Source organism: Labrenzia sp. THAF82 (assembly GCF_009363435.1).
Taxonomy (GTDB): domain Bacteria; phylum Pseudomonadota; class Alphaproteobacteria; order Rhizobiales; family Stappiaceae; genus Roseibium; species Roseibium porphyridii.
The window spans coordinates 5,509,792-5,532,728 of sequence record NZ_CP045354.1 but is presented as its reverse complement, the minus strand read 5'-3'; the positions used below and the strand labels follow the sequence as shown (position 1 = coordinate 5,532,728).

Annotated in this window: 20 protein-coding genes; 15 read left to right on the top strand and 5 right to left on the bottom strand. The window is 54.2% G+C overall.

Annotation, left to right across the window (positions count from 1 at the left end):
* Window positions 1-469 precede the first annotated feature (469 nt).
* Complete coding sequence (locus tag FIV00_RS25340) at window positions 470-1,831, bottom strand: hypothetical protein (protein ID WP_152503340.1); 1,362 nt, start codon at window positions 1,829-1,831, stop codon at window positions 470-472.
* 411 nt (window positions 1,832-2,242) lie between these two features.
* Between FIV00_RS25340 and FIV00_RS25335 the strand changes: the two genes are divergently transcribed.
* The 15 genes from FIV00_RS25335 to FIV00_RS30155 all read left to right on the top strand — a co-directional run bounded on the left by FIV00_RS25335 (window position 2,243) and on the right by FIV00_RS30155 (window position 17,453).
* Entirely contained in the window at window positions 2,243-2,641 is a 399-nt protein-coding gene (locus FIV00_RS25335) for a hypothetical protein (RefSeq protein ID WP_152503339.1), read from the top strand.
* Between the two features lie 112 nt (window positions 2,642-2,753).
* The gene (locus tag FIV00_RS25330) at window positions 2,754-4,499 is read left to right on the top strand and encodes a hypothetical protein (RefSeq protein WP_152503338.1); all 1,746 of its coding nucleotides are present in this window, start codon (window positions 2,754-2,756) and stop codon (window positions 4,497-4,499) included.
* Window positions 4,500-4,843: 344 nt separating this feature from the next.
* Window positions 4,844-5,224 (top strand): hypothetical protein, encoded by a 381-nt coding sequence (locus FIV00_RS25325; protein WP_152503337.1) that lies wholly within the window; start codon window positions 4,844-4,846, stop codon window positions 5,222-5,224.
* A gap of 3 nt (window positions 5,225-5,227) precedes the next feature.
* Window positions 5,228-5,593, top strand: a complete 366-nt coding sequence (locus FIV00_RS25320; protein ID WP_152503336.1) for a hypothetical protein — start codon at window positions 5,228-5,230, stop codon at window positions 5,591-5,593.
* Between the two features lie 246 nt (window positions 5,594-5,839).
* Window positions 5,840-6,409, top strand: coding sequence for an SH3 domain-containing protein (locus FIV00_RS25315; RefSeq protein ID WP_173006152.1), 570 nt, complete (start codon window positions 5,840-5,842; stop codon window positions 6,407-6,409).
* 198 nt (window positions 6,410-6,607) lie between these two features.
* Window positions 6,608-7,099, top strand: coding sequence for a type III secretion system chaperone (locus FIV00_RS25310; RefSeq protein ID WP_152503334.1), 492 nt, complete (start codon window positions 6,608-6,610; stop codon window positions 7,097-7,099).
* Window positions 7,100-7,902: 803 nt separating this feature from the next.
* Window positions 7,903-8,088, top strand: coding sequence for a hypothetical protein (locus FIV00_RS25305; RefSeq protein ID WP_152503333.1), 186 nt, complete (start codon window positions 7,903-7,905; stop codon window positions 8,086-8,088).
* A gap of 493 nt (window positions 8,089-8,581) precedes the next feature.
* Entirely contained in the window at window positions 8,582-10,741 is a 2,160-nt protein-coding gene (locus FIV00_RS25300; protein ID WP_152503332.1) for a SulP family inorganic anion transporter, read from the top strand.
* A 485-nt stretch (window positions 10,742-11,226) separates the two neighbouring features.
* Window positions 11,227-12,249 carry a fatty acid desaturase family protein gene (locus FIV00_RS25295; protein WP_152503331.1) on the top strand — a complete coding sequence of 341 codons (1,023 nt, stop codon included), beginning with the start codon at window positions 11,227-11,229 and terminating at the stop codon, window positions 12,247-12,249.
* 6 nt (window positions 12,250-12,255) lie between these two features.
* On the top strand, window positions 12,256-13,188 hold the full coding sequence (locus FIV00_RS25290; protein WP_152503330.1) for an ornithine carbamoyltransferase: 933 nt from the start codon (window positions 12,256-12,258) through the stop codon (window positions 13,186-13,188).
* A gap of 139 nt (window positions 13,189-13,327) precedes the next feature.
* Entirely contained in the window at window positions 13,328-13,954 is a 627-nt protein-coding gene (locus FIV00_RS25285) for a LysE family translocator (protein ID WP_152503329.1), read from the top strand.
* 293 nt (window positions 13,955-14,247) lie between these two features.
* On the top strand, window positions 14,248-14,703 hold the full coding sequence (locus FIV00_RS25280; protein WP_152503328.1) for a hypothetical protein: 456 nt from the start codon (window positions 14,248-14,250) through the stop codon (window positions 14,701-14,703).
* A 1,345-nt stretch (window positions 14,704-16,048) separates the two neighbouring features.
* Window positions 16,049-16,546 (top strand): hypothetical protein, encoded by a 498-nt coding sequence (locus tag FIV00_RS25275; protein WP_152503327.1) that lies wholly within the window; start codon window positions 16,049-16,051, stop codon window positions 16,544-16,546.
* 120 nt (window positions 16,547-16,666) lie between these two features.
* On the top strand, window positions 16,667-16,825 hold the full coding sequence (locus FIV00_RS29940; RefSeq protein WP_173006150.1) for a hypothetical protein: 159 nt from the start codon (window positions 16,667-16,669) through the stop codon (window positions 16,823-16,825).
* A 478-nt stretch (window positions 16,826-17,303) separates the two neighbouring features.
* Window positions 17,304-17,453, top strand: a complete 150-nt coding sequence (locus FIV00_RS30155; protein WP_209006706.1) for a hypothetical protein — start codon at window positions 17,304-17,306, stop codon at window positions 17,451-17,453.
* Window positions 17,454-17,935: 482 nt separating this feature from the next.
* Here the strand turns inward: FIV00_RS30155 and FIV00_RS25270 are convergent, their stop codons facing one another.
* From FIV00_RS25270 to FIV00_RS25255, 4 genes are all read right to left on the bottom strand, one after another.
* Window positions 17,936-18,943: a DMT family transporter gene (locus FIV00_RS25270; RefSeq protein ID WP_247649284.1), complete on the bottom strand. Its 1,008-nt coding sequence runs from the start codon at window positions 18,941-18,943 to the stop codon at window positions 17,936-17,938.
* Between the two features lie 140 nt (window positions 18,944-19,083).
* On the bottom strand, window positions 19,084-19,806 hold the full coding sequence (locus FIV00_RS25265) for an HAD family hydrolase (protein ID WP_173006148.1): 723 nt from the start codon (window positions 19,804-19,806) through the stop codon (window positions 19,084-19,086).
* 76 nt (window positions 19,807-19,882) lie between these two features.
* Window positions 19,883-21,076: an L-tyrosine/L-tryptophan isonitrile synthase family protein gene (locus FIV00_RS25260; RefSeq protein ID WP_173006147.1), complete on the bottom strand. Its 1,194-nt coding sequence runs from the start codon at window positions 21,074-21,076 to the stop codon at window positions 19,883-19,885.
* A gap of 683 nt (window positions 21,077-21,759) precedes the next feature.
* A protein-coding gene (locus FIV00_RS25255; protein WP_371419551.1) for an IS3 family transposase occupies window positions 21,760-22,913 on the bottom strand; the annotation gives its coding sequence in 2 pieces (ribosomal slippage) (window positions 21,760-22,667 and window positions 22,667-22,913; 1,155 coding nt in all).
* Window positions 22,914-22,937 lie beyond the last annotated feature (24 nt).

Here is a 22,937-nt window from a genome sequence, read left to right as displayed (position 1 = left end):
GTGTTTGACCGGGATCGTGCGGCCGCTGTGTTCGTGCGCGCCGTTGCGGGTGGCGAGAGCCGCCCGATCGGTCGACCCGAAACCCGCGGGAAAAGCTTCCATGCGATAGATCTCATACCTCCGTAACCTAGTCTACGCGATGAAGCGACGCTTGTGACGCACAGCACTCTGTCGAGCAGGACCGAGAGGATCGTCGGCGCCAGGGAAAGCGACTGCTTGAAGCAAAGCAATTCGCGCTCAAACCAAGGCCAAATCCTTATTGTCCTCGGACCTTCAGCAAATCGCATTTGATCGGAATCGCTTTCCACTTTCTGGAACCAGGGGTTCCAACGCGAAAAGCGATGCTGATTTTTCCGTTGAAATGCGACGCGCTCTAAGGGGCAGGTTCTTCAAAGGACCTCACCCAATGACCTCCGGCGCCTTTGCATGCCTCGAATAGCAGGCGCCAATGAGGTTGGGGTGAGGTGTTCTAATCCTTGAAAAGGCTTGGCATGAAGGACGTATCCAGAAGTTCCGCCTCTTCTCTTTCCTCGATTTCCACGTAGTCCCCGCTGACACTCAGCAACTCGGTCGATTGCTGGAGGCGGGCACTGTCCGATGGGAAGACACGGTCATCAAGGTTTTTGTGAAGGGCAATGAGCCCGTTGCAATAGACCACCAAGGCCTTGGCAGGAGTGCTTTCGCCTTCAAAGCGACGGACCAGCTTACGGCTATCGCCATGTGACGGCGAACTCTTGGCGCAGAAATTCAAAAGATCTGCAAGCAACTCCGGAGCCTGTCCTGAGACTTTGCGTTTTGTGTCCCGCGCCCCGTCCTCGTATTCGTCGTTTGACGAGTCTTTTCCTTCATCCCCGGGATCGTCGCCGGAGCCGCCGCCTCTGGACCGACCTTCCGTTTCATCTTCTGCGGACTTGACAAATCCCGGGAACATCTCCTCGACCTGCTCAAGGAGGCCCCCGCAGCCTTCCAGCGCTGTTCTCAGCGTCTTCAAGCAACTCAGCTGATTCATGAGACCACGTAAAAATGCACGGTCAGCTCGGCCGGAAACGGTGGCGAGATCGTCACCGGCCGCCTTGAGGAATACATCGCTCAATCTATCGAAATCGAGTGTTTTGCAATTTTTCAGCAAGGCCTCGTAGAGTTTGGCGATTTTCATGCCGCCGTCGATCATGTTGTTATACTGGGCGCGAAGTACCTCAGCGCGCGTACCGAGCCGTTGCTCTGCCTGCCTGGCATGCAATTGCATCGCAAAGTCCGCGCGCACGCCATTGACTGTTTTTTTGTCGAAGAACCGGTCGGCGGCTTGTTCGAGCAACAGCGCAAGTCCGCTGCGAGCGCTTGTGCCCTCAAAATGCATACGGGCGCCCTGCAGCAGCATGTACCTTTGCCGATTGGTTGCGCCGCTGTCCTTAAGTGCTTCGCGAATGTCGTTCAGCGCCTTTTCCCTGGCCGAGCGCGGTTCGCCGGAGCCGAGCTGCTGTTCGTTGGCAATATCCTCGAATGCCTTGAGCTTCTCAACAAGAGCCAGGAGCTGATCGTGTGACGGTGCGTCCTGAAGCCTCGCGTAATACTCCGCGATTCGCTCGACGACTATCCGGGTGGATGGCCGCGTGTCACGGCGCTCGATTTGGCCGATCTGACGTTTGCCGGCCCGCTGGGAAAGCAGAAGGCCGATTTCTTCCTGAATGTCGGTCAGCGGGGAGGAGTTTTGCGAGACCCTCACGGTATCGCCTTTCCGAGCGGCCGTCAGGGCTGGGTCGAGAGCCGTCAATCCAATCAATGCGCGGTCGCGCGAATAGATGACATCGTTTGAAATCGGGGTGGTCGCCACTATGGTACATGCCTCCGGACCGTGGAGCCTGATGCCCTTCGGAACAAAAAGTCCTGGACAGTCTTCGGCACCGAATTTGAACAAGTCGCATTTAAAAGGAGACGTTTTCCCTTTCCGGAGCCACGGGCTCCAACGCAAGAAGAAAAACCAATTTTTCCGTTTAAGCGCGACGCACCTTTTGAACGCGCGCGCCGAAACTATACCCGCAAAAAACGTCCCGCGCTGTGCTGTTTGACACAGCGCGGGACGGTGCGGCGTGAGAATCTGTAAGCCAGTTGGGTGCGGCGCATGGGTGTGCGGACTGTTGGTGAAGCGAGGTCGTCTGCAGCTAACGGGTGAAGCTTTGATATTCCGCCGTTTCGGTCGGTTGCGCGGCGCTTGCGCCGGTCGGGAAGTTCCCTGGAGATGTCGATGGGTATGGACGAATACAGTCAGTTGCGGGCGCTGGAAGCGTTGGATGACACGGGTGTGAGGATCGGTTTTTTCCGTGGTGAAATTCGCCGGCGACGCGCTGGGATGCGTCACGTCCTGCCCCAGATTGAGCGCAATCTGCGCATGCTGGCCGCTTCGCCGCTGTTGAGTTCCGATGCTGGATTTCACAGTCTGCTTCACGGAATTGCGCTGGCCGGAACGCTCGAGGATTTCGCCGACCGTTTCGCCGACTTGCATCGATATGTCTCTTCCCGCGCCAGTCAGGCAGCCGGCGGCGATGATCCAGGCGGCCACCTGGCCCAGTCGGCAGGCGATGCCGCGGCGCTTCGCTCCGGAAGGGGGGCGGCTGGTGGTGGGCGTCAGCGCCTGCGGCTCTGAGCCGGGCGTTGGCTTGCTTCTGCTGACTTCATGTTTCGAGAGAGGGGGCGTCGCCAGACGCGGGCTTTCTCATCCAAAATACACAAGGGGCCGGGCAGGCCTGAAGGATTGAATGGAAATGCGTAATCCGTCCGAGAATTCCAGCTTTTTCTCCAAGGCGTTCGCGTCGCCCACCGCGCAGACGTCGGATCCGCTGCCGACGCAGAACATAACGGGGTCGGGCGACTTCAATTCGACAACGCTCAAAAACAGGGAGAACGCTGAAAAGATCTTTCCTTTCAAGGACGGGTCCAGCGAAGAAACCCGCTTGCCGCCGCCGCTCGACGAGAATGGTAACGAGATTGATTTGCAGACCGTCGATCTCGATCAAATATCACCGGAACTGTTTAATCAGAGTTTCCATTCGGCGCACCAGCTTGAGCTGCTGAAGCGCTTCGACGGAGATTTGGCGCTCGGTACGGGAGACGAAAGGATCGATGTGCTTGAGGGTGACGACGGGCGAACCGTCCTGATCCTTCAGGATATCACCAAGAACGATCTGGCGCAGCTGAGCATCAAGGATCAGACGCGCATCGTGAATTATCTGACGCGATCGGACGTTCCCGATGAAGTGAAGCAAAAGCTTGCGTTTCAGTGGGAGGCCGAGGTCGGTGGAACGGTGGAACAAAACCGGGAAACAGCGGCGGCTTTGGTCGAGGCGGCGAGAGAGAAGATTGAGGCTGCCGACAGCAAGTTTGACGAACCGTTTCTCACGCAACTTGATATTATAGACGAGAAAATAACCGAAACGGCAATTTTCTCTCTCGGCACTCTGCAAGCCGAGGCTGATGGAGTTCTAGAACGGTTTGAGCGCGTTTCTTCGTTCGAGAAAAGCGTGAGTCTTTCATACCAGTTTCCTGAGGAAAGTAACAGGGCTGACACATTTGCAGTAAATAGCTCTGATTTTGACGCCTCGATGAAAGAGACATTAACACAGCTTGTTGATCAAGAAAAACGATTTGTTGATTTAAAACGACAGCGCTTAAGTATAGCTAAAGCTGATAATCAATTTGATCTTCCTACATTGGTCGCCGCTTTTCAGATTACGTACAACATAGAAAAAGACATTGTTTCTGCACAAAAAACGCTCGAACTCGAGCAAAATAATGAGGTAGTCAAGTTTTATAGCGACCTTCAGAGGATGCTCCAGGAGGTGCAGAAAAAGTTCGACCCTTCCAAGCCGGAAGAGAAGAGAAATATTTTTGGGTCTACTGCCTCGTCCGCTAATACTACTGGTGTATTTGTTCCGCGCAAACCGGGGCACCAAGCTTCTATTGTAGCGCTAAGTCCAGAGAATATTGACTTTGATTTTCAAGGAGTTAATTTTGACTTGATAGTATCCGACTCAAATCAAAATATTTCCACAAGAGATGCGCGAACTCTAGCTATGTTTTCGCGGTTAACGGCTGGGTCTGGGAAAAGCAATGCGACGGGCCACCCAATTGAGGAAATCAACTCCATCGAGCGGCCCCTCGATAACCTATTTTCAGGTACGTTGGACCAATTTAGATTGGACATTGATATCGACAATAAACCGGATAATATTATAGATAACTCCACGAATATTGACATTGACTCTGATGGCAAATCTCCGGACGGTAGCATTTTTCTAGTGAGGGAGACCAAGACACAGGCTGAATGGAACTTATATTCTACTCAAGTTGCAGATGCTATAACGCTGTTGAACCAACGGACGCAAATTCTAACAAACGACATTACTACGGCGAACCAGGAGGGTAACCGTCACTTCGAGCAAATGAACAATGCTCTCCGGCGCTCGATCGACATGATCAATTCAATCGCGCGGACGGCAGGTTAAAGCGTTTTGCGTTCATTGCGAACATACATGCATCGCCTAATGCGTTCAAATATTTTCTTTTAGGCAGCGTTTGGCAATTCAATAACTAAGCAAGATATTCTATTGCTCGTGAAAAATCTGGATCTCACTTTTGTATATGTGTGACTTGACCGGTTTCAGACCGCGAAGGCGAGGAAAGGTTGTCTCTTCCGGGCGCGCAGGGCGCTGGTGCGAAACAATGCCATCGACGGATCCGTGAGAATGCAATCGCCGAGAAACTTTCGGAGCGTTTTTCGGCGGGCCGGGGCTGCGTTGGCACCCGGAGTTTGGATTTGAACTTTTACTCTTGAACAAGGACGGGTCCTATGCGGACGCAGCGATTTGATTTTGGTCTTGAAAAAATTTCTCACCGGCGCGTCGACGACGAGAACCACCTCCCCGCGGAGGGGAAGCCCGCGCCGGTCTATCTTCCCGACGGACTCCAGCTCGACGAGCTACTGGCTCTGCCGTCCCTCGATGAGAGATTGACGCGTTTGCTGCAACCGGAATCTCTGGACGCCGGTCTGCTCGAGCCGCGGATTTTGTCGCAGACGCGAAAGGAAACAAGCTGGGCCATGCAGGCCTGTGCCGAACGGGCCGGCGGTCAAGGGTCAGCTGCGCTTTCCGAGGCCGCCGCGGTGTTTCAAGAGGAGGCGCGGCTGGACGACGAAGTTCGTTCGTTCCTGGCTGCTTTGCTGAAAGGGTAACTCATGCTTGTACAGCAAAACCTCCTGTCCAAAAGGCAGGTCGACTACATCACGTTGCTGATCTTTCTTCTGGCGCGTCACGGCAAGATAGACCGTGCCCGGGTTCTCGTGGACGCTCTAATCGCGCTTGGTGTGAGGGGGGAAAAAACGCTGGTCGCCCGTATTATCCTGAAGTTTCTCTCCGCGGACTATCAGGAAGCGCTCCAGGAGCTCGAGGACGTCGAAGACGGGCTTCTTCCCCGAATAGCGTCTGCGAAACGCAATGACCTGCGCCGGACGCTGACCTATATCCGCGCACGGTGTTGCTGTGAATTGGATCGTCGTTCCGAAGGCGAGAGAATCGCACGAAAATTGTTGGCTGAGCAGTGATTGAGCCATTATTGAAATTCTTACCTTCGCTGGGTTCCGGGCTGGAACTTCAGTCGGGATACATTTTGAAACAAAAATATATTGGGGTGTGGGCGCACGGATATAAGTCGGCGTGTAAGCTGACTAGGGTTCAGCCTATACGACATGCTTTATATCGGGGCATTTAAAAGGCAAGAATTGCTGCCGGATAGAGCTCGAGGCGATGATTTTCCCGGGGGGGGGGCTTTGCAACTGGAGTTTTCAGAATTGAGATACATTAAAAACATTGTAGCCGCGGGTGCGTTGATGCTCGCTGCTTTGGCTGGAGTAGCCCCGGCTATCGCCGCGACACAGAGCGCGGTGACAGTAGCGAATTTGAACATGCGTGCCGGACCTGGTACGGCCTTTCCTGTAGTTCATGTGCTGCCGGTTCATGCCGGTGTCACTATCTACGGCTGCAATGCCGGAACGAGCTGGTGTGACGTCGGCTTCGGGCGTGAACGTGGATGGGTTTCTGCCAGCTATCTGCACGTCGTCTACGGCGGCCGCCCCGTTGTCGTGACCGCGGAACTGGTGCCGTTCATCGGGCTGACGGTGGTTACCTTCAATCAGACGTATTGGAACGTTCACTATCACGGGCGGCCCTGGCATGGACACTGGCACCAGTACTCGCGTTTCGCGGCCGGCGGTTGTGGGGATCGTGGCTGTGCGGGGGTTGCAGTCGGGCCTCGAAGAGTTGCCGTGGGTGGCTGCAAAGGTGGCAAGTGCAAAGGCGTTATCGTGAGGCGAACACCGAATGGTCCGGTCGTTCGTAAGAGAGCGGTCTCGAGGCCGTGATCGCAAGCCTCGCTAGGAGCGTCCGAGGAAGTCGTATCGCTTCTCGGGGCTATGGAGGCGTTGTCTGCTGGGTACGGCTGAAGCCCAGATTAAGCAAGTGTCTTGCCTGCTAGCCTTTTTGATACCCATTGTTTCGCGCGGGGTAGGCTCTCAGGCATGCGGGATTTAAAAGCAATTGTTCAATAGAAGGATCGCGTGATGCAAAATGAAATGGAAATGCGTCGCCTGGCGGACGAACTTATTGCCGGCTTTGGGCGTGTGGTCGGGATCGAAGAAGTAGCTTTTGATGATCAGGGGCGATGCGATCTGTCGTTCGACGATCAACCGATGGCAATATGTGTTGATGCGGCCATGGGGCACCTGCATCTTGAGGCGCCGATTCTTGAAATCCCAGTAAGTCCGAGCAAGGATTTCTATCAACGAGTCCTTTCCGACAACCTTGTCTCGTTTTCAAATGGTGTTGGATGTCTTGCCGTCAGCATGGAAGACAATTGGATTCTGTGGCTTGACAGAACACCAATCAAAGACCTTCCGCAAAGCGCATTTGAGGATTGGCTCGCGAAAGGAATTGAACGGGCGGAGTTCTGGGCCAAAGAAATACAAGGCTGGGTGAATTCGGCCGACCCGTCGATGCCGGCTGAACAAGCGCCGATACAAATGGCTCAGCCTGAGGTGGTCTTCAGGCCATGATTTGACTGGTGCGGTTGGAGTGCCGTCGGTGCAGTATGTGCGAAAACGGATTCAGGTGGCCAGTAAATTCGTGATCACCTGGAATCGTGTCATGCGCCGAGAGCACTGCCGAGATTCACACTGTTGCAAGATGTTGGTCCGTGCGCGTGATATTTTGATGACGACGCCTTCAACTTCTCGGCCGGGTGGTTGGATTTCCAAACGACCTACCAACAACGCCATTCCCTCGGCACCATGCGGCGGCAGGTGCCGACGGACCTGGTGAACAAATCGGTATCGCTGCGGGTTTGGTCACTGTTTGTCGCGTCACTCTCTACACTATGTGCAGGAACTCGGGTTCCTCGATTTCCGCGGAGGTATTGAAGCCTGTCTGGCGGGTGTCGCCGGTCACAGCGTTTCAAAACGGCGCATGCGATATTAGAGCAAGTCGCAGTTCTGGATCGTGTTTGTGACTCTCCTTTGCGTGACATTACAGCAATGTGTTTTTCACGCCCTTAGTAACGCAGGGCATCGTTGACCTGGAACTCAGGCGTCATTCTTGAAAGCAGAAGGGCTCCAACTTTCGCGGTGCTTGCCTGCCTTAACTAATGGCCTGTTTGCAATCTCGATTGCCCCATCCGAGCAGGAATCCTCCCACCTGTTCCGGGGCTTTTGCGATGGGTGGAAGCGCTTTGCTTCCGCCCATCAAGAAATCTCTATAGGTGCCTGGTGCCGAACAATCCGGGGTTACAGCACTTTCTTTGGTCTAGGCAGGACTTCGTAATACTGGAGCGAATTTAGAACTTAATAAAAGGAGACTAGCGATGGAAGAAGACAGAATAACAGTGCTAGATGCGCTTAAAATTTCAACAGTAATAATAATCGGTTTCTTTTCATTTTCTGCGTTTTTCTTTTTGTTAACAGCTTTTTTCTATGGTGGAGATGTTTGGGTCGCTACGCATCGAGTGTTCTGGGCTTCAATCGAACCCCTATTCTTCTGGAATAGCTGATAGATCGCAAGGAATACGTGCTGGAGGTTAAGCCTTTCCCAACAGTTGTTTCGATTGGTTGTGCTAACTTTTGAGAGCTGATGGCAACGTCTCAATCGGATTTGCTATCTAGATCCACTAAGCACCTTGACGCAACATGAACTCAATTTAAAGTACCGCTAGCGCAGAACCCATGGACCCTGGAAAAGTAGACGAGCACGGCGTTCAAATTCGTCCGAATTCCGGTCAATCCACCAGATGGAGATATCTGGATTTTTACAATTGCAAAGTCTTGAACCAAGTCGGGAAAGCCCCGGGCTCGTCACGATGGCACTTTGCTGGAAACAATAGCATTTACCGGTAAGATTCGGTTTCTTGGTTAATTGACGCACGAGCTTTCAAATTTTATGTCTCAGAGATCGGAACCATCGGTCACTCTGGCTTAAATCCTTTCAGGATATTCCGTAACCGGAGCTCCCGGTAAGACAAAATTTTTGACGGTAAGGAGGCTTTCGTGCAGCAAACGTTCCAGACTTTCGTTGGCGCGATTTTTGCCGGTTTGGTGACGGCTGTATTTGCGATCTCCTTTGCGGCGATAATCTACGCTGGCGATCTTTCCGAATTTCTCGACAGGGGGATTGCGCTGACCTTAGTCGGTTGCATTGTTTTGGCCATTGTGGGCATCTTCACGCTCTCGTTTCGGGGATCGATACTAAGTGCCCAAGATGTTCCCGCGCTCATTCTTGCAAGCGCCGCAGCAACGTCCATCAGCAACTTCGGTCTAACAGGAGAGGAGGCTTTTGCGTCAACAGCTGCGCTGGTGGCGACGGCCTCCGTCGCTACCGGCTTGGCGGGCCTGCTGGTGGGCAGACTAAAGCTTGCCTTTCTCGCGCGTTTCGTGCCCTATCCCGTGCTTGCAGGGTTTCTATCTGCGACCGGGCTCCTGCTGGTTATCGGAGGACTAAATATCGCCATCGAGGCACGTGACAGCGGCATCGGTATTGCTGGCCTTTTCGCCCCTTCACTATGGCAAAATTGGATGCCCCCCTTAGTCTCTGCAGTCTTGATCCTTGTTTGCACACGCTTTTTCAAAAGCCGGTTTGTGCTTCCAGTTTCTCTCATCGCTGCGGCGCTTGCTCACTATTGCATGTTCTGGGCGTTGGACATGAGCCTAGAGGACGCCCGTGCATCAGGATTTCTGCTGGGACCTTTCGACCAGGATGGCTTTTTCTCGAAGATCGATCTTTCAACAACAACGCAGGCAAACTGGTACGCGGTTTTTTCGCAAGCGCCCGTAATAGTAACCATCGTAGTCAGTTGCTTGATTGGCGCTACCTTGAATGCTTCCGGCCTGGAGCTGGCTTTTCGGAAGGACTTCGACGTCAATCGCGAAATTTCGGGGGTCGGACTTGCGAATTTCTTTGGCGGCTTGGTCGGGAGTATCCCCGGCTATCATTCGTTGAGTGACACTGTTCTAGCTAACAAGCTCGGCTTGAATGGCGCTCTAGTTGGCTTGAGTGGTGCAATAGGTTGCGCTGCAGTGTTGATTTGTGGAGCCAGCGTTTTATCACAGCTGCCGGTCGGCCTTTTTGCCGCTGTGATACTGTTCCTAGGGTTTGACCTTCTCTACACGTGGCTGTTCGAAGAGCGGCGACGACTAAATCCGTTCGACTATTCGATTGTGCTTCTTATGACCGTTGTCGCTGTGACCTACAGCTTCATGACGGCGATCGTAATTGGACTGTTGACCTCTAGCATCTTTTTCATTTTCTCGTATGCGAAGCTGGATCTGATAAGGTCGCTCAGCAACCTGGCGACAAGGCGGTCTTTAATCGAGCGGCCGGATCACGAGCGGCTTATATTAGACAAATGCGGACGCAGAGTTCAGATCGTGGAGCTATCTGGATTTCTGTTTTTCGCCACGGCTTATTCACTTAGGGAAAAAGTCAAAGCCTTGCTGTCAGGGGCAGACAAGGACGTTGATTGGCTTGTTTTGGATTTCACGCACGTCAGCGGTATTGACGTGTCGACGCTTCGCATTCTACAGCGCATTGGGGGTGACCTCTCAGTGAATGGGACCAAACTGATACTGACATGTATCGAAGACAAGCTGGGTACGCACATGACTGAGCTCAGTGAAAGCTCAAATACTGTTTGTTTCGAAACTCTCAACGGGGCACTCGAAGATCTCGAACAGACACTGCTTTCGGAGACACCCGTTGAAGTTATCGTGGAAGTGGAAACCGATATTTCTTTTCTTGAAACTCTTATCGAAGAAAACCAGATACCCGATTTCATCGAGACGCTTGAACTTGTCGACGGTGAGAGGCTTGTGGAAGCAGGTGCGCTTTCGCGGAACATCTATCTGGTCCGTTCTGGAAGTCTCAGTATTCTCTTGCACAAAGACGGTGAGGTGCCGAGGTTGGTCGCGCGTATTCGAGCAGGGGGGCTTGTAGGCGAGATGGCATATTATTCCGAAGGCCGCAGATCTGCCAGCATAATATCGGAAGGTGCGTGCAAGCTTGTTCAGATCGACATGAATTTCATGAAACGTCTCGAAGAAACCCAGCCCGAAGCAGCCTCCCTTTTCCACAAACTGGTTGCCCGCAATCTTGCGCGAAGACTGCAGAGCACAACTCAGCTTTTGCATGAACTAGGGGGGCTGAAAATATGAATTTAGACAATGCCGATGTCCGCATGCCGCGACGAAGGTCCCAAGCATGCTCGTTTAAATCGCCTACAAATAGATGGAAGCGACGGTTTCCGGTGTCATTCAGCCAAACGACGGATCACGTATTTCGGATACTCGGACTTTGCTCAGCCCGCGTGACCACATAAACTATAACACTCCGTCAAAGGGTCCGTCTCTTGGACGTGCATTTCGCTGATCCAACCGTACTAATACGCCGATAGCGAAAATTAAGTTCACGGACCTCAAAAGACTATTGCAGAACATCACCCGCTTCAAAAAATCGGTTTGGCGAAATGTAGCAGCCCAGTGTTGAATGTCACATGTCATGCGCTCCCGAGACTTCTAGACTACTTTCAGAGTATGGAAGATAAGAGCCCGCTAGCTTCTGAGGCGGCGTTAATAGCACAATAGAAATACTCTGCTGTTTCGGCCGATATCTTCCAGCGCGATATCGCTGAGGAGCCTTTATGGAAAAGCGGAAAATAGAGAAGCACAGGTTTAGCGATGAAATCGTCGATGAACTTGTTCCCCTAACCAAAATCGGTAACTGGCGTATCGTCCTGCTTGTTGCAGAAGATTACGTGATCATTGGATTCTGCATAGCACTGTGCCTTTCAGTGAGCTGGCTGTTCTACCCTCTTGCATGGCTGGTCATTGGCAGCAGGCAAAGAGGCCTTGCCAACATCATGCATGCTGCGGCCCATGGGACAGCAGCCTGCCACCCGGCTTGGAACTACATGGTAGGTACGGTGTTTGCCGGTTATCTAGTCGGACAACAATTCGTCAGGTACATCCAGACGCATGTGGTCCGGCATCACGGCATGTTCGGCACCGAGTCTGCGGATCCTGACTATCGTCAGCAGATTGAACTCGGTTTTTATCTGATCAAGAACCCCAGGCAGTTTTATAATAAGTTCGTCAGAAATGCGTTGTTGGGGCTGATGATCCCGAAATACATCCTTTATATCGTCAAGGATCGTTTCCTGAGCTTTCGAGAGTCCGGCTTTCCAGAGGTGCGGAGCATCGTAACAGCCCAACAGGATCGCATTTTCTTCACAATCCAGTGGTTGGTGATTCTGACCGCATCCGTCTACTTCGGCTTCTTTTGGATACTGATCGCTTTCTGGATCGTGCCTCTGTTTACTTCTGCAATGATCATAGGCTGGTTCATCGAGCTGTCGGAGCATTTTCCGCTGATGGAAAGCGGAGAAAAAGACATCTACATGAGCAGAAATCGCCAAGGCAACTTCATCGAGCATTTCCTCGCTGGTGTTCATAACGACGACTATCATCTCGAGCATCATCTGAACCCACGAATTCCGATGTGGAACCTGAAAAAGGCGAGCAAGATCCGGGCAAAGGACCCTGAGTACCAGAGGTGGAATAAAAGTTGTGCAGGAATATTTTCGAGAGGTGAAGGAGCTATGTACGGAGATACTCTGTTTCAACACATTGCCAAAGAGCACCTTATTGAACGGCGAAAGGCTTGAGTGATCATGAGGAATCTGATTTCAATTCTCGACCTTGAGGCTGAAAGCCTTGCGGCGCTCGTGTCAAAGGGCGTTGAATTCGCCTCCTGCCCACCTGAAACGTACGACAAGTGTTTGAGCGAGAAGCTGGTTGGGCTTTATTTTCCGCAGAGGTCAACGCGGACACAGACCGCGTTTCATCGAGCGGTACAACTCCTTGGCGGTCAGACGATCGCCTATTCACAAACAAGCCTGCAAGTGGATTCGGGCGAGACGCTCTCGGACACAGGTGCTGCCCTCGGGCTTTACCTCGATCTGCTCGTCATAAGGACCAATGGCGATCCGAGGGAGCTGATCACCATAGCGGAAAAAACTGATATGCCGGTGATCAATGCTTTGTGCCGTGATGAGCATCCGACACAGGCCATTGCGGATTTGATTACGCTGCGCGACCAATTCGGTCGGCTTGAGGATATCCGGATCTTGTATCTGGGTGCTGCCAACAACACTATGTATTCGCTCGCTCTGGCGGCCGCCATGACACCCGGACTTCAAATGACACTGGTTACACCGGGTGCATTCAGCCTTGGCAGCGAACAACAACAGTTGCTTGTCGCGCTGGCTCACGATAACGGATCACGTATTGAGCAGTTGTACTCGACCGATGACATTTGCGATCGCTTCGATGCGGTCTACACTACACGTTGGGCCTCCATGGGGGTCGCTCCAAATCTGTCCAACTGGCAGGAGAAGTTCAACGGCTTTCGCGTCGATCGCGCATTTCTCGGTCGAACCCTGAGTGCTGGCGGCGTCTTCATGCACGATCTGCCGGCGCAGAGACGGGTCGAGGTGACCGATGATGTTCTAGATGGTCCGCAAAGCATCGTCTGGAAACAGGCGCGCAACAAGATGATAGCTTCCATCGTCGCGCTACGACACTGTCTAGGGGCGGATACCTAACATCGGGCAACTGATTTTTCAACGGCGGTTGCATCGTGACGGCGGCTATGAAACCAAAATCCTTGCACGGTGCCGAGCAAAAAGAGCGGGTGGTCGGCGCGATTGCTGTCCATTCGAAATACCGAATGTCTGGACATCCATGCAAGACCTTACGACAGCCTTGATCGTTCCCGTAGGAGTATTCGCGCTGACCCTTGTCGCGTCGCCGGGCCCGAACAATTTGATGCTCTCAAGTTCTGGTACGAATTTCGGTTTCCGGCGAACCGTCCCTCATATGCTGGGAGTGAGTCTCGGCTCGCCCATATTGCTGCTTGTGCTTGCTTCAGGCGCCAATGTTCTGTTCGAGTACAACTCGATGCGAGTCATCTTGCGCTATCTCTGCCTTGCGTATGTCTTTTGGCTTGCGTTCAAGATCGCCACGTCACCCCATCCAAAGGATACAGACCGCGCCCGGCCGCTGACTTTCCTCCAAGCTGCAGCCTTCCAGTGGGTCAATCCAAAGGTCTGGAGCCAATACGTTTCGGTGCTTGCTGTCTTTGTTCCTCAACGGGAAGATTTTTGGGTTTCGGTAATTGTTATTGCTATTGTGTTCTTGGCAGTGGGGCTGCCTGTTGCTGTGCTGTGGACGATGCTTGGCCAAGTTATCTCACGTTTTCTGAACGGCACTCTGCGGCTCAGATTGTTCAATGTCGCAATGGCTGTTCTTCTGGTCTGTTCCGTCGCGAGGAGCATAGTAGACATGCCTCTCCTGGGTCCCGGGTCCTGAAACGCCTGGGATGGAGTTTTATCGCTAAAGAACTCTTGCGCCTGGGCAACGCAGGGCTTGGATTCAGTAAAAAGTGCAGGCTGGTGTAACAAAAAGAACTCCGCAGAATGGCATAGGGAGTGATCATGGACGAAAATATAGTCCGATTGATAACCTTTCTGAAGGAAGTGTGAAGGTCAAATCGCTCAGCGTACCTTCTATTGCAGTTGCCAGGTTTGGTGTTAGACTGATTACAATGGTATGTCAGTCGATTGTCTCGATGCTGGCTGCCCAGCGGGTGAGGAACTATTGTGGTGAATTCAAAGTCAGATAGCGGTTTTTCGCGAGCCTTGCCGTTGCCTGCTCCTCAAGATCATGCCGAGAATACTCAGCAGCCATTATGCGGTAAAACCGTCAAGCGGGTAACTGGGCCGATTGACGGTTCTTCACGCCAGGCGCGGGGCGTAAAGTTTGAGGTCTTGAGGGTGGGCGGCAGTCGTCCGCTGGGCAGTTGTATATCGCTGACAAACGTGGAAAGGGATATCAGGGACTATAAGGCAGATGATGGATTGGATCTGGTGCAGAGGGCGCTGGAGGATATCGGCAAGCTGAAAGGCCAGGCGAAGAACCAGTCGTTGTCGCTGAAGATCGAAGCGATCGAAGAAGAGTTCATGAAGCTCAAGCAGAGCGGTATGCACAGGGGCGATGTTTATAATTTCGCAACCGACGTCCGCAACTGGCTCGAGAAAGAGCTTAAGTCTTCCGATTAGCAGACAGACCAAGTGCGCAGGGCTGAATTCGGACCGATGCGGCGGCGGAGTTAAGGAGCGCAATGCATGCAGCAGGGCTTTTTTTGAGATTCTGTCATAGTCCGACCTCTCTTTTTACTTTAAATTCAATGATTTAGATTTATCCCGTTATGAAAGTGTCATGTTGAGAGCGTAGGTGATCAGCTGTCGTTTTTCTGTAGCGCGTGAAAGCGCCGTGAACCTTGAACGACAGGGAAACAGGCCACGATTCTATGCGGCTGACCTAGGTAATTTCAGACGTTTAGGCGTCATTGTTCCAGAAGGCACTTTCAAGCGCTTCCCTCGTTACAATGGACGAACCGTCGCGCTGGTGGGTATGGTTGCCGAGGTCACCACTGACTCGCCCAGGGACAACGACGGGCGCTCTGGTAGAATTCTATCGTCACACGACCCCGTCTTCAGGACATGATTGGAAGCCTTGCGCTCCGCGCGCGAAAGAAGTGGAAGTGGTGCCGAACACGAAAGGATCCGTTCCGGAGCGCCGAGCAGTCTACCATTCAAAGCGATCAAGCAGGTGGGCGTGTGCCAGACCAACGGCAGAGAGCCTGGGCAGAATGACGCGGCGCCGGTTGGCGGCGAAAGGCATGCGCTGACGGAATTTTCAACGGCTATTGCGGCCGTATCGGGATCGGGTCGCCTTGCCGAGACTGAGGCCATCAGGATCGCCGCATTGCGCAGGAGGCCAGAAAAGAGGTCTTCGAGCAGGTAAAGGCTTCAGGCGACGAGGGACGCGTCGTGAGTGCGGACCTACAGGCTTTGCTGTCGATCGAGTTTCCGGTTCTTTTTTGTAGAACTGCTCGCCGAACGTCCGCAACTTGTTGAGCTGCGCCCTGAATTGCAGGACATCCTTTTCACCCTGCTGGAGCAGGACATGTTGACGGCGGACACGCTGCAACTCTTTAGCCTTGGTCATTCCAGTGTGTGCCGGATACCGGCAGGTTCACTTTACGCGAAAACGCTTGAGTTCGAGGCCCGAAGGTTTTGTGACCTGCTGCAACAGGCTGCCCCGACAAGCAGAATGTGGCCAGATTTGAGGATGTTTTTTCCGATGGGCTGCAGGCGGGGAATACTCCGCGAGCCACAACCTTCAGTTACCCGAAGAGGCCGTTCAGCGAGCCCTTGGCGCGGCGCTTGCGGACGTCGGGCAATACCTGCGATCGTCCGAGAACCTGAATGAGCTGAAAGATGACCTTGAGGACTCGATGAGGCTCTTGGTAGGTTGCAGGCGCGCCACGGGGAGAATTCCGGTAGAGCCTGCAACGCTGCGCCGGGCGCACACGAACTTCTCGCGCGAATAGGGGATCGTTTGGGCCGTCGCGATTATCTGCTCGTGAAGCTGAGCATTCATGCCGCCATCCTGGGTGCGAAGCCAAAGCCCCTTGACACGAACTATCTGGGGGTGAACGCATTCGATGCGCTGGAACATGCGGAAGATATCAGGCGAAAGATTGCGGACGCCGGAATTGCCAACTCACTGGGCCTTGCTCAGGAAGATCTGGCGCCGTTGATCGACGTCTTTCTGGTTCGCGCTCCCGAACGGATCGCACAGGAGAACGCAGCGGCCGCGGCCGGTGATCGGTCTGCCACTTATGATGCGGCGTTCCTGAAAGAGTTGATGTCCGACCTTGGCGACCTTTTGGGTGGCAATGTTGCGCGCGAACTGAACCTGACTGAAAGGGACCGGTGGCTCGATGAACTCCTGTCGAGTGTCCGCAGCGTTCCCATCCAGCAGAAAATGAGTGTAACATTCGTCACAAACGGGACGACACCGGGCTTCATCGGTTTCGTCGCGTCCTTGTTGTAGTCCGCGCTTGGCGCGCTTGGCGTTTCCTTCTCGAGGTCCGTCTCCTATGGTCAAACCATCGAAATCAAGCGTGGTGCGAAGCAATACGAGGTTCGGATCCTCGAGGGTGAAGGGTCCGTGATGACTGCCGGGATATCCGCAAACGCCCAGGTCTGCGAACTCGGCGGTTCAACCAGCAGCGCGGATGTCGGCAACAACGGTGTCTGCATCAAATTCCCCTCAGTGGAGGATGTTCAGAAATTTCTGATCGAAATGTTCCCCGAAGGCGTGGTTTCTTAGGAAACTTGGCTTTATGACGTCAAGGGATTTGAGAACGTAGTGCTAGACACGGATCTTACCCGACTTGATGGCGAACTCCACGGACAATTTGGAATTGGCGTCGGTGAGTTTAAGGTAAGTGCCGTTTCTGCAGGAGTGGGGATCGGAACGAAGTCCGCCGGTTCAGTGTCTACCTATCGGTCGAGGTACTTTACCGAGCAAAAACGGAAGACGTTCAAAGAATTCTCTTTGACGACAACGGCCGGCTTGCTGAATTCCAGTCTCACGAGGGGGAACGTCGCTGAGCGTGCGGCGGATCAAAGAAGCAACGGTCTAAAGACCGGCATAGCGACCACCGATTTGGCACTTGTCCCAGTCGAACCGGTCGACCCGTCTGATGCGTTGCAAGTAGGTCCGCAGCTTCGACGGCGTCCTTACGGATTGTTTCAGGATCGCTGCGGTCCCGCTGACAGGAAGGGATCCGATCAAGGTACTGGAAATGTTCAGGAAAACCAGTTTGTCGATTGATATCGATCCGTTTGTCGACAGCATCCGTGCCGACGAAGACTTTAGAAAAGCGCTGGAGACGGAGCTTCACAAGGCCATCGGCGGCATTACACCCGCAATGAAACTGAAAACAGCAGCCTGAAGTCAAGTTTTTAAAACCCAACAAAAAATGGGATGATTACCACACGGCAATAGGAGGCCGAAATCCTGCTGCTCGAACGCTAGGGAAAACGAGCGGCTGACCTGCGCAGTCTCGTCGACACTCTTTTCGCAGATCCCAAAAGTTACCGGCCTGAAGCGATCAAGATCGCGCCTAAACGGGATGTCGCCAAGACCAAAGCCGTCAACTTCGCGCTTTTTTACGTGGCCCGAACAGGACGCGCCGAAAATCGCTAACCGACCGCCTACTTGCCTGTGCCTTCCTAGCGCTGTTTTGGTGGAAATTTAGAGGGATTAAAGCAAATCGCATTTAGCCGGAATAGATTTTCACGTATCGGAACTTGGGGTTCGAATGCAAAAACGATGCTGATGTTTCCGTTTAAATGCGACTCTCTATCAAGAGGTGGGCTCCACAGTGAGGGCAATTCTTTGGTGGTGCACATGACAAGGTGTCACTTCACAGTCTCATTCGATACGATCCCTGAGCGTTCCGAAGGATTGAGGTGGGGTTAGCGGGAGGTGCACGCGGCTGATAGCCCGTCGCGGAGCGGAAAGAGAGGGCGCAGGCGTTTTTCGCTTGCTCGCCCCGGCCCCAGACGTATTGTTTCCCCGCCAAACGATGAACAGACCGGATGCGACGATGAGCGCAGAGCCAAACAGCATGGATTGGCTCAATTGTTCACCGAAGATGACCACGCCTAGAAGAACGCCGAAGAGCATCCTCGAGTATCTGAAGGGGGTAACGGCCGAAAGCTCGCCCGTGCACATTGCTTTCATGAGGCACCAATATGCGGTGACGCCGGCGCCTACGGCACAGGTCAGGACGAAGACAGTGCCGGCATCCAGGCGGATAAAGGGCAAAGATTGCCAGGCGGCCACCAGCACACCCGAGGTCGCGACGGACAGAAAACCGTAAAGTCCGAGGATAGATGCGCTGAGTGACGAAGGTGCGGCACGGCTCGCCAGATCGCGCCCGGCGAAACCGATCATGCCGATGATTGCAAGCATCGAAAGCATGGAAAATCCTTCCGAGCCGGGCTGAACGATCATGATGACGCCTGCCAGCCCGACAAGAATAGCGGCCCATCTGCACCATCCCGCTTTTTCGCCGAAAAAACGCGCCGCTCCTGCTACGACCACCAATGGCGTTGCCTGCAGGATCACCGTCGCAACCGACAAGGGCATGAGAGAAATCGAAAGTATGTAGAACAGGCGGCCGGTGATTTCGAAAACCGCCCGAATACGCATGGGCCGCGACACCACGTCTTTGCTGAACAGGCGTTCCTTGCGGGCCAGTGCCATGCCGGCGAAAACCAGAGCGCCGCCCAAGCCGAAAAAGATAAGTATCTGCCCGACCGGCAAAGCGCTGGAAACCAGCTTGATCAAGGTGTCTTCTATGGCAAATGCACCCATGGATGCGATCATCCAAACGCAGCCCATGAGGTTTGACTTGCTGTCTGATGAGGGTCTCAAGGGTACGTCTGTCCTCTCGTTTTCTTTTGGTTAGCTGCGCAAGCGCGAGCGCAGGGCGTTGAATCCATGTCGCTGTCGGTTTTCGTCCGGCCAGTGTGTCGGAATGCCGCGCGTCCAGGCCTCGGTTGCCTATCAGACTGTCAGGTGGCCGTTGCCACGTTGGTTTGGAAAAGTTTTTCCAGAGTCGCAGGCAGGTCTTCCGGTCGGCTTGCCCTGGCGTCGACCCTGCATCCGTGCAGCCTGTCGACCAGGTTCCTGTCCGGGGCAGTGGTCGGTTCCGTCACGCCCCATTCCGCGAAGATGCCGGGCAGCGCGCAAGCATTCGCGGCGAGTAAGTCGTTCCGGTAATCTCCGATCATCACGACTGCCTTCGGCAGGGGAGCGATGCGGCGCATCGTTTCGAGCAGATGATCCGGATGCGGCTTGCGGTTTCGGCATTCGTCGCCGCAGCACACGGCATCGAACAGCTGTTCGATCTGCAGACGGCTCAGCAGACGCTGCGTGGCAACGACCGGTTTGTTGGTGCAGATGGCCAGCCGATAGCCTTTGTGGCGCAACTCGTTCAGAGCGTCTTCGATACCGGGAAAGAAACGTGAACCGGAAACGGAACATTCTTGATACAGCTTCGAGAACCGGACAGTGTCGTCGGGCATCCTCGGCAGGTCTCGCCCGTCCAGGGCACGCTCGAGAACCCGTTCGGGGCCATCGCCGATAAAAGCCGACACGTCACTCACGCTGTAGCAACGGGCGCCGTGGCTTTCGATTATGTGATTGACTGCGTCGGTAATTGCAGCGGCCGAGTCTACCAGGGTTCCGTCGAGATCGAATACGACGGCGTGGGTATGGCGTGTGGCTTCGCTCAATCGATCCTCCTGCGACCGTCGGGGTCGAGTTCCGGTTGCCAGCGCCAGGAGACGGAGTCGGCAACCGGTTTGAAGGTCAGTTCGCCCAATCTTCTAGATAGTGCATGGTGTAGCCGTCCCGGCCGACGATCCGGGTGTAGTCCTGGCGGCCGCAAACGAACATTTCAGGTTCCACCGTCATGTAGTGAAGATCGGTCTTTTCGCAGTAACGAATCACACCGATACCGTGATAGGGGAGCAGGTTTGCCCTGAACTTGTACTCGGGGTAGAGTCGCAGACCGAGCGAGGAAATTTTTTTCGTGTGGATCGTGGCCCTTAGCGAATTCGGAAAGAAGGCGTCTTCCCATTGCAGGTCAGCGGCAGCAGCCTTCAAGGCTCGGTATTCAGCAAGGCCGGTCCGGGCCCGATGATAGAGATCCTCCGTTGCCCTGCCATCGTGCGCGCCTCCGAACTGGTCCCGAAGGGTCTTGTAGTCGAGTTGGCGCTTTGCGGTGTTGAGGCTTGCCGCCATGCTGGCGAGCCAGACTTCATAGGAATCCTGGCTAAGTCCGTCGGCCAGCGGATTGGCATTGAACTGGGCGGACCAATATTCGAAGCTTTTCTGGAAGTCCTCGAAACGACCCGACAGGATCTGGGACATGTCGTGCAGTTTGACGGTGTCGCTGCAGCCGATATCGTCTACGAGCTTTTGCAGGAGGTCGACATAGCGGATTGCTTCCACGGAAGTCACGCCGAACGGCAAACCGTAGAAGGTGCTGTCCGTAATCAGGTGGAAGACGGCGCCCGCCGGATGAATCTGACGTATCATTTCGGCGATATTTGCCAGATGGCGCAGTGTGACTTCTTCAGCGGTTGTCGGCACAGTGAGCTGCAGCCGCTTGACCGGATTGCGGATGACGCAGAACACCGGAAGCAGAATGCTGATTGGCGACCCGGTTTCACAGGCTTCCATGATCCGGCCCATCCAGACCGGACTTTCGCGATAGCGGCTTCGGGAGTTGAACTGGATCGTCCGGTGATTGATGAGGTCGAAAATGCGCTCATGAACCGGCTTGCCGGCGGCCGTTTCTTCAAAGCGGTCCCAATCGAGCCGTCGGATACCGACGCAATCCTGAAGAACTTGCGCATCTTCCGCCGTCGTCTGCCTCGTGTTTTGAGGCTGAAGCCGTGGGTCTTCCTCCGGCCAGGTGTATTTAAAGCTCAGCCTGGCATCGCTGATTGCCTCGCCATCGCGTCCGACATCAATGTAAGATGGTGCCATGTAGTTCATGCGACTGGGTCCTTCGAAAAGCATGTGCAAAGATTTGCGCCTAGAGCCGGTTTCGGGATGCAGACGGCCTGTACGGCTTTGCTTTCTTCCAGACAACATGTATTGCACCTGCAAGTCCGGTACCTGTGTCGCGCGACACTGGGCGGTTTTTCAGCCCGGGCAAGCGGCGCAACAAAGTCTGGCGGGAGCCTTTAGCCTACCGAAGGCCGACTTTTCAGGCTTTTCGGACTGCGTCGCGCGTCTTGTCCGATACCCCGCATCGATCTGCGACGCGCTTCTTGTCGAAAAGCCTGAAGAGTCGGTCAGATGAGTCATAATCAATCAGCCTTGGTATAAGCGTGATGACATGGTGCTTGCGGCCCTTGCTCTTCTGGCCCATCGCCGAGCGGCAACACGTGGCAACTCCGGGAAGGGGCATAGGAGCGGCATGAAGGCCATCGCGAGCGTTTTGCAATAGTCAACCCCGGTAAACACGAGCGGGAGAGCCTCATTAAAGGATCTCCAGAAACACCTAGCCAAAACGGCGATGGCCGCCCTTGCGAGTGCAACCGGGCCGGCCATCGGTATTTTAATTGGATTGAGAAAGGGGCTCTTGTAGGTTAGCTAACTAAATGAACATTTTTAGAAAATTTGAGTGCTCAAACTGAGCTACTCCCCATTCATTGGACAGGTTTTGGCGTAAATTAAGCTACTCTCTGCACCTGCTGATCGGGTTGGTGTTGTTCAATGCGCTGCCAATAGACCACGGCAGGCGGCTTGCCGCCAAGTGCTGAATGTGGGCGCTTCTGGTTATAGAAATCCACCCACTTTCGAACACCGGCCCTGGCCTGCGATCCAGTTTCCCAGGCGTGCAGGTAGACGCACTCGTATTTGAGCGTACGCCACAGCCGCTCGACGAAGATATTGTCGAGGAACCGTCCTTTGCCGTCCATCGAGATGCGCACGCCCATCCGCCGTAGCCGGTCCGTCCATGCAAACGAGGTGAACTGTGATCCCTGATCCGTATTCATGACTTCCGGCGCGCCGAATTTGTGGATCGCTTCATTCAACGCCTCGACGCAGAAGTCGGCTTCCAGGGTATTGGAGATGCGCCAGGCCAGCACCTTGCGGGTGAACCAGTCCATGATCGCGACCAGGTAGAGGAACCCGCGGCGCATCGGTAAATACGTGATGTCGGACGCCCAGACCTGGTTCGGCCGTTCCACCCGCAATCCCTTGAGCAGATATGGCCAGATCTTGTGTCCCTTGGCTGGCCTGCTTGTATTGGGCTTCTGGTAGATCGGCATCAGGCCCATGAGCCGCATCAGTCGCCGGACCCGCTTCTCGTTCACCGGATGACCTTCGTTCTTTAGGTGCCAGGTCATCTGCCGGACACCGAAGAACGGCGCCTCCAGGAACTGTTCATCGATCTGGCGCATCAGCGCGAGGTTCATCTCGCTCTCGCCCTTCGGCGTATAATAGAAAGACGAGCGCGAGATCGACAGCAGAGAACACTGCTTGCCGACCGATAAGTCTGGATGCCTCGGCTCGATCATGCCGCGCCTCACTTCATGCCCCAAGGTTTGAGCTTTCTGGACAAAAAATCGTTGGCAACCGCCAGCTCCCCGATTTTGGCATGGAGCTCCTTCACCTGGTCCTCGTCAATCTCGGGCTTTCGTTTGCCGCCACGTGCAAACACGTCCGAAGCTCCTTCCAGCAGGGCACGCTTCCATTGATGGATCATGGTCGGATGAACCCCGAACCGGCTCGCCAGCTCCGAGACCGTCTCCTCGCCCTTCAGGGCTTCCAGGGCGACCTTCGCCTTGAATTCCGGCGCGTGCCGCTTGCGTTTCGACATCTCTGATCTCCTAATTCTCGAAGA

Excerpts from the sequence above, each read along its gene's own strand:
- FIV00_RS25335 (WP_152503339.1), top strand. The coding sequence starts at position 2,243 with ATGGGTATGGACGAATACAGTCAGTTGCGGGCGCTGGAAGCGTTGGAT.
- FIV00_RS25330 (WP_152503338.1), top strand. The coding sequence starts at position 2,754 with ATGGAAATGCGTAATCCGTCCGAGAATTCCAGCTTTTTCTCCAAGGCG.
- FIV00_RS25325 (WP_152503337.1), top strand. The coding sequence starts at position 4,844 with ATGCGGACGCAGCGATTTGATTTTGGTCTTGAAAAAATTTCTCACCGG.
- FIV00_RS25320 (WP_152503336.1), top strand. The coding sequence starts at position 5,228 with ATGCTTGTACAGCAAAACCTCCTGTCCAAAAGGCAGGTCGACTACATC.
- FIV00_RS25310 (WP_152503334.1), top strand. The coding sequence starts at position 6,608 with ATGCAAAATGAAATGGAAATGCGTCGCCTGGCGGACGAACTTATTGCC.
- FIV00_RS25305 (WP_152503333.1), top strand. The coding sequence starts at position 7,903 with ATGGAAGAAGACAGAATAACAGTGCTAGATGCGCTTAAAATTTCAACA.
- FIV00_RS25295 (WP_152503331.1), top strand. The coding sequence starts at position 11,227 with ATGGAAAAGCGGAAAATAGAGAAGCACAGGTTTAGCGATGAAATCGTC.
- FIV00_RS25290 (WP_152503330.1), top strand. The coding sequence starts at position 12,256 with ATGAGGAATCTGATTTCAATTCTCGACCTTGAGGCTGAAAGCCTTGCG.
- FIV00_RS25285 (WP_152503329.1), top strand. The coding sequence starts at position 13,328 with ATGCAAGACCTTACGACAGCCTTGATCGTTCCCGTAGGAGTATTCGCG.
- FIV00_RS29940 (WP_173006150.1), top strand. The coding sequence starts at position 16,667 with ATGACTGCCGGGATATCCGCAAACGCCCAGGTCTGCGAACTCGGCGGT.
- FIV00_RS30155 (WP_209006706.1), top strand. The coding sequence starts at position 17,304 with ATGTTCAGGAAAACCAGTTTGTCGATTGATATCGATCCGTTTGTCGAC.
- FIV00_RS25260 (WP_173006147.1), bottom strand. The coding sequence starts at position 21,076 with ATGAACTACATGGCACCATCTTACATTGATGTCGGACGCGATGGCGAG.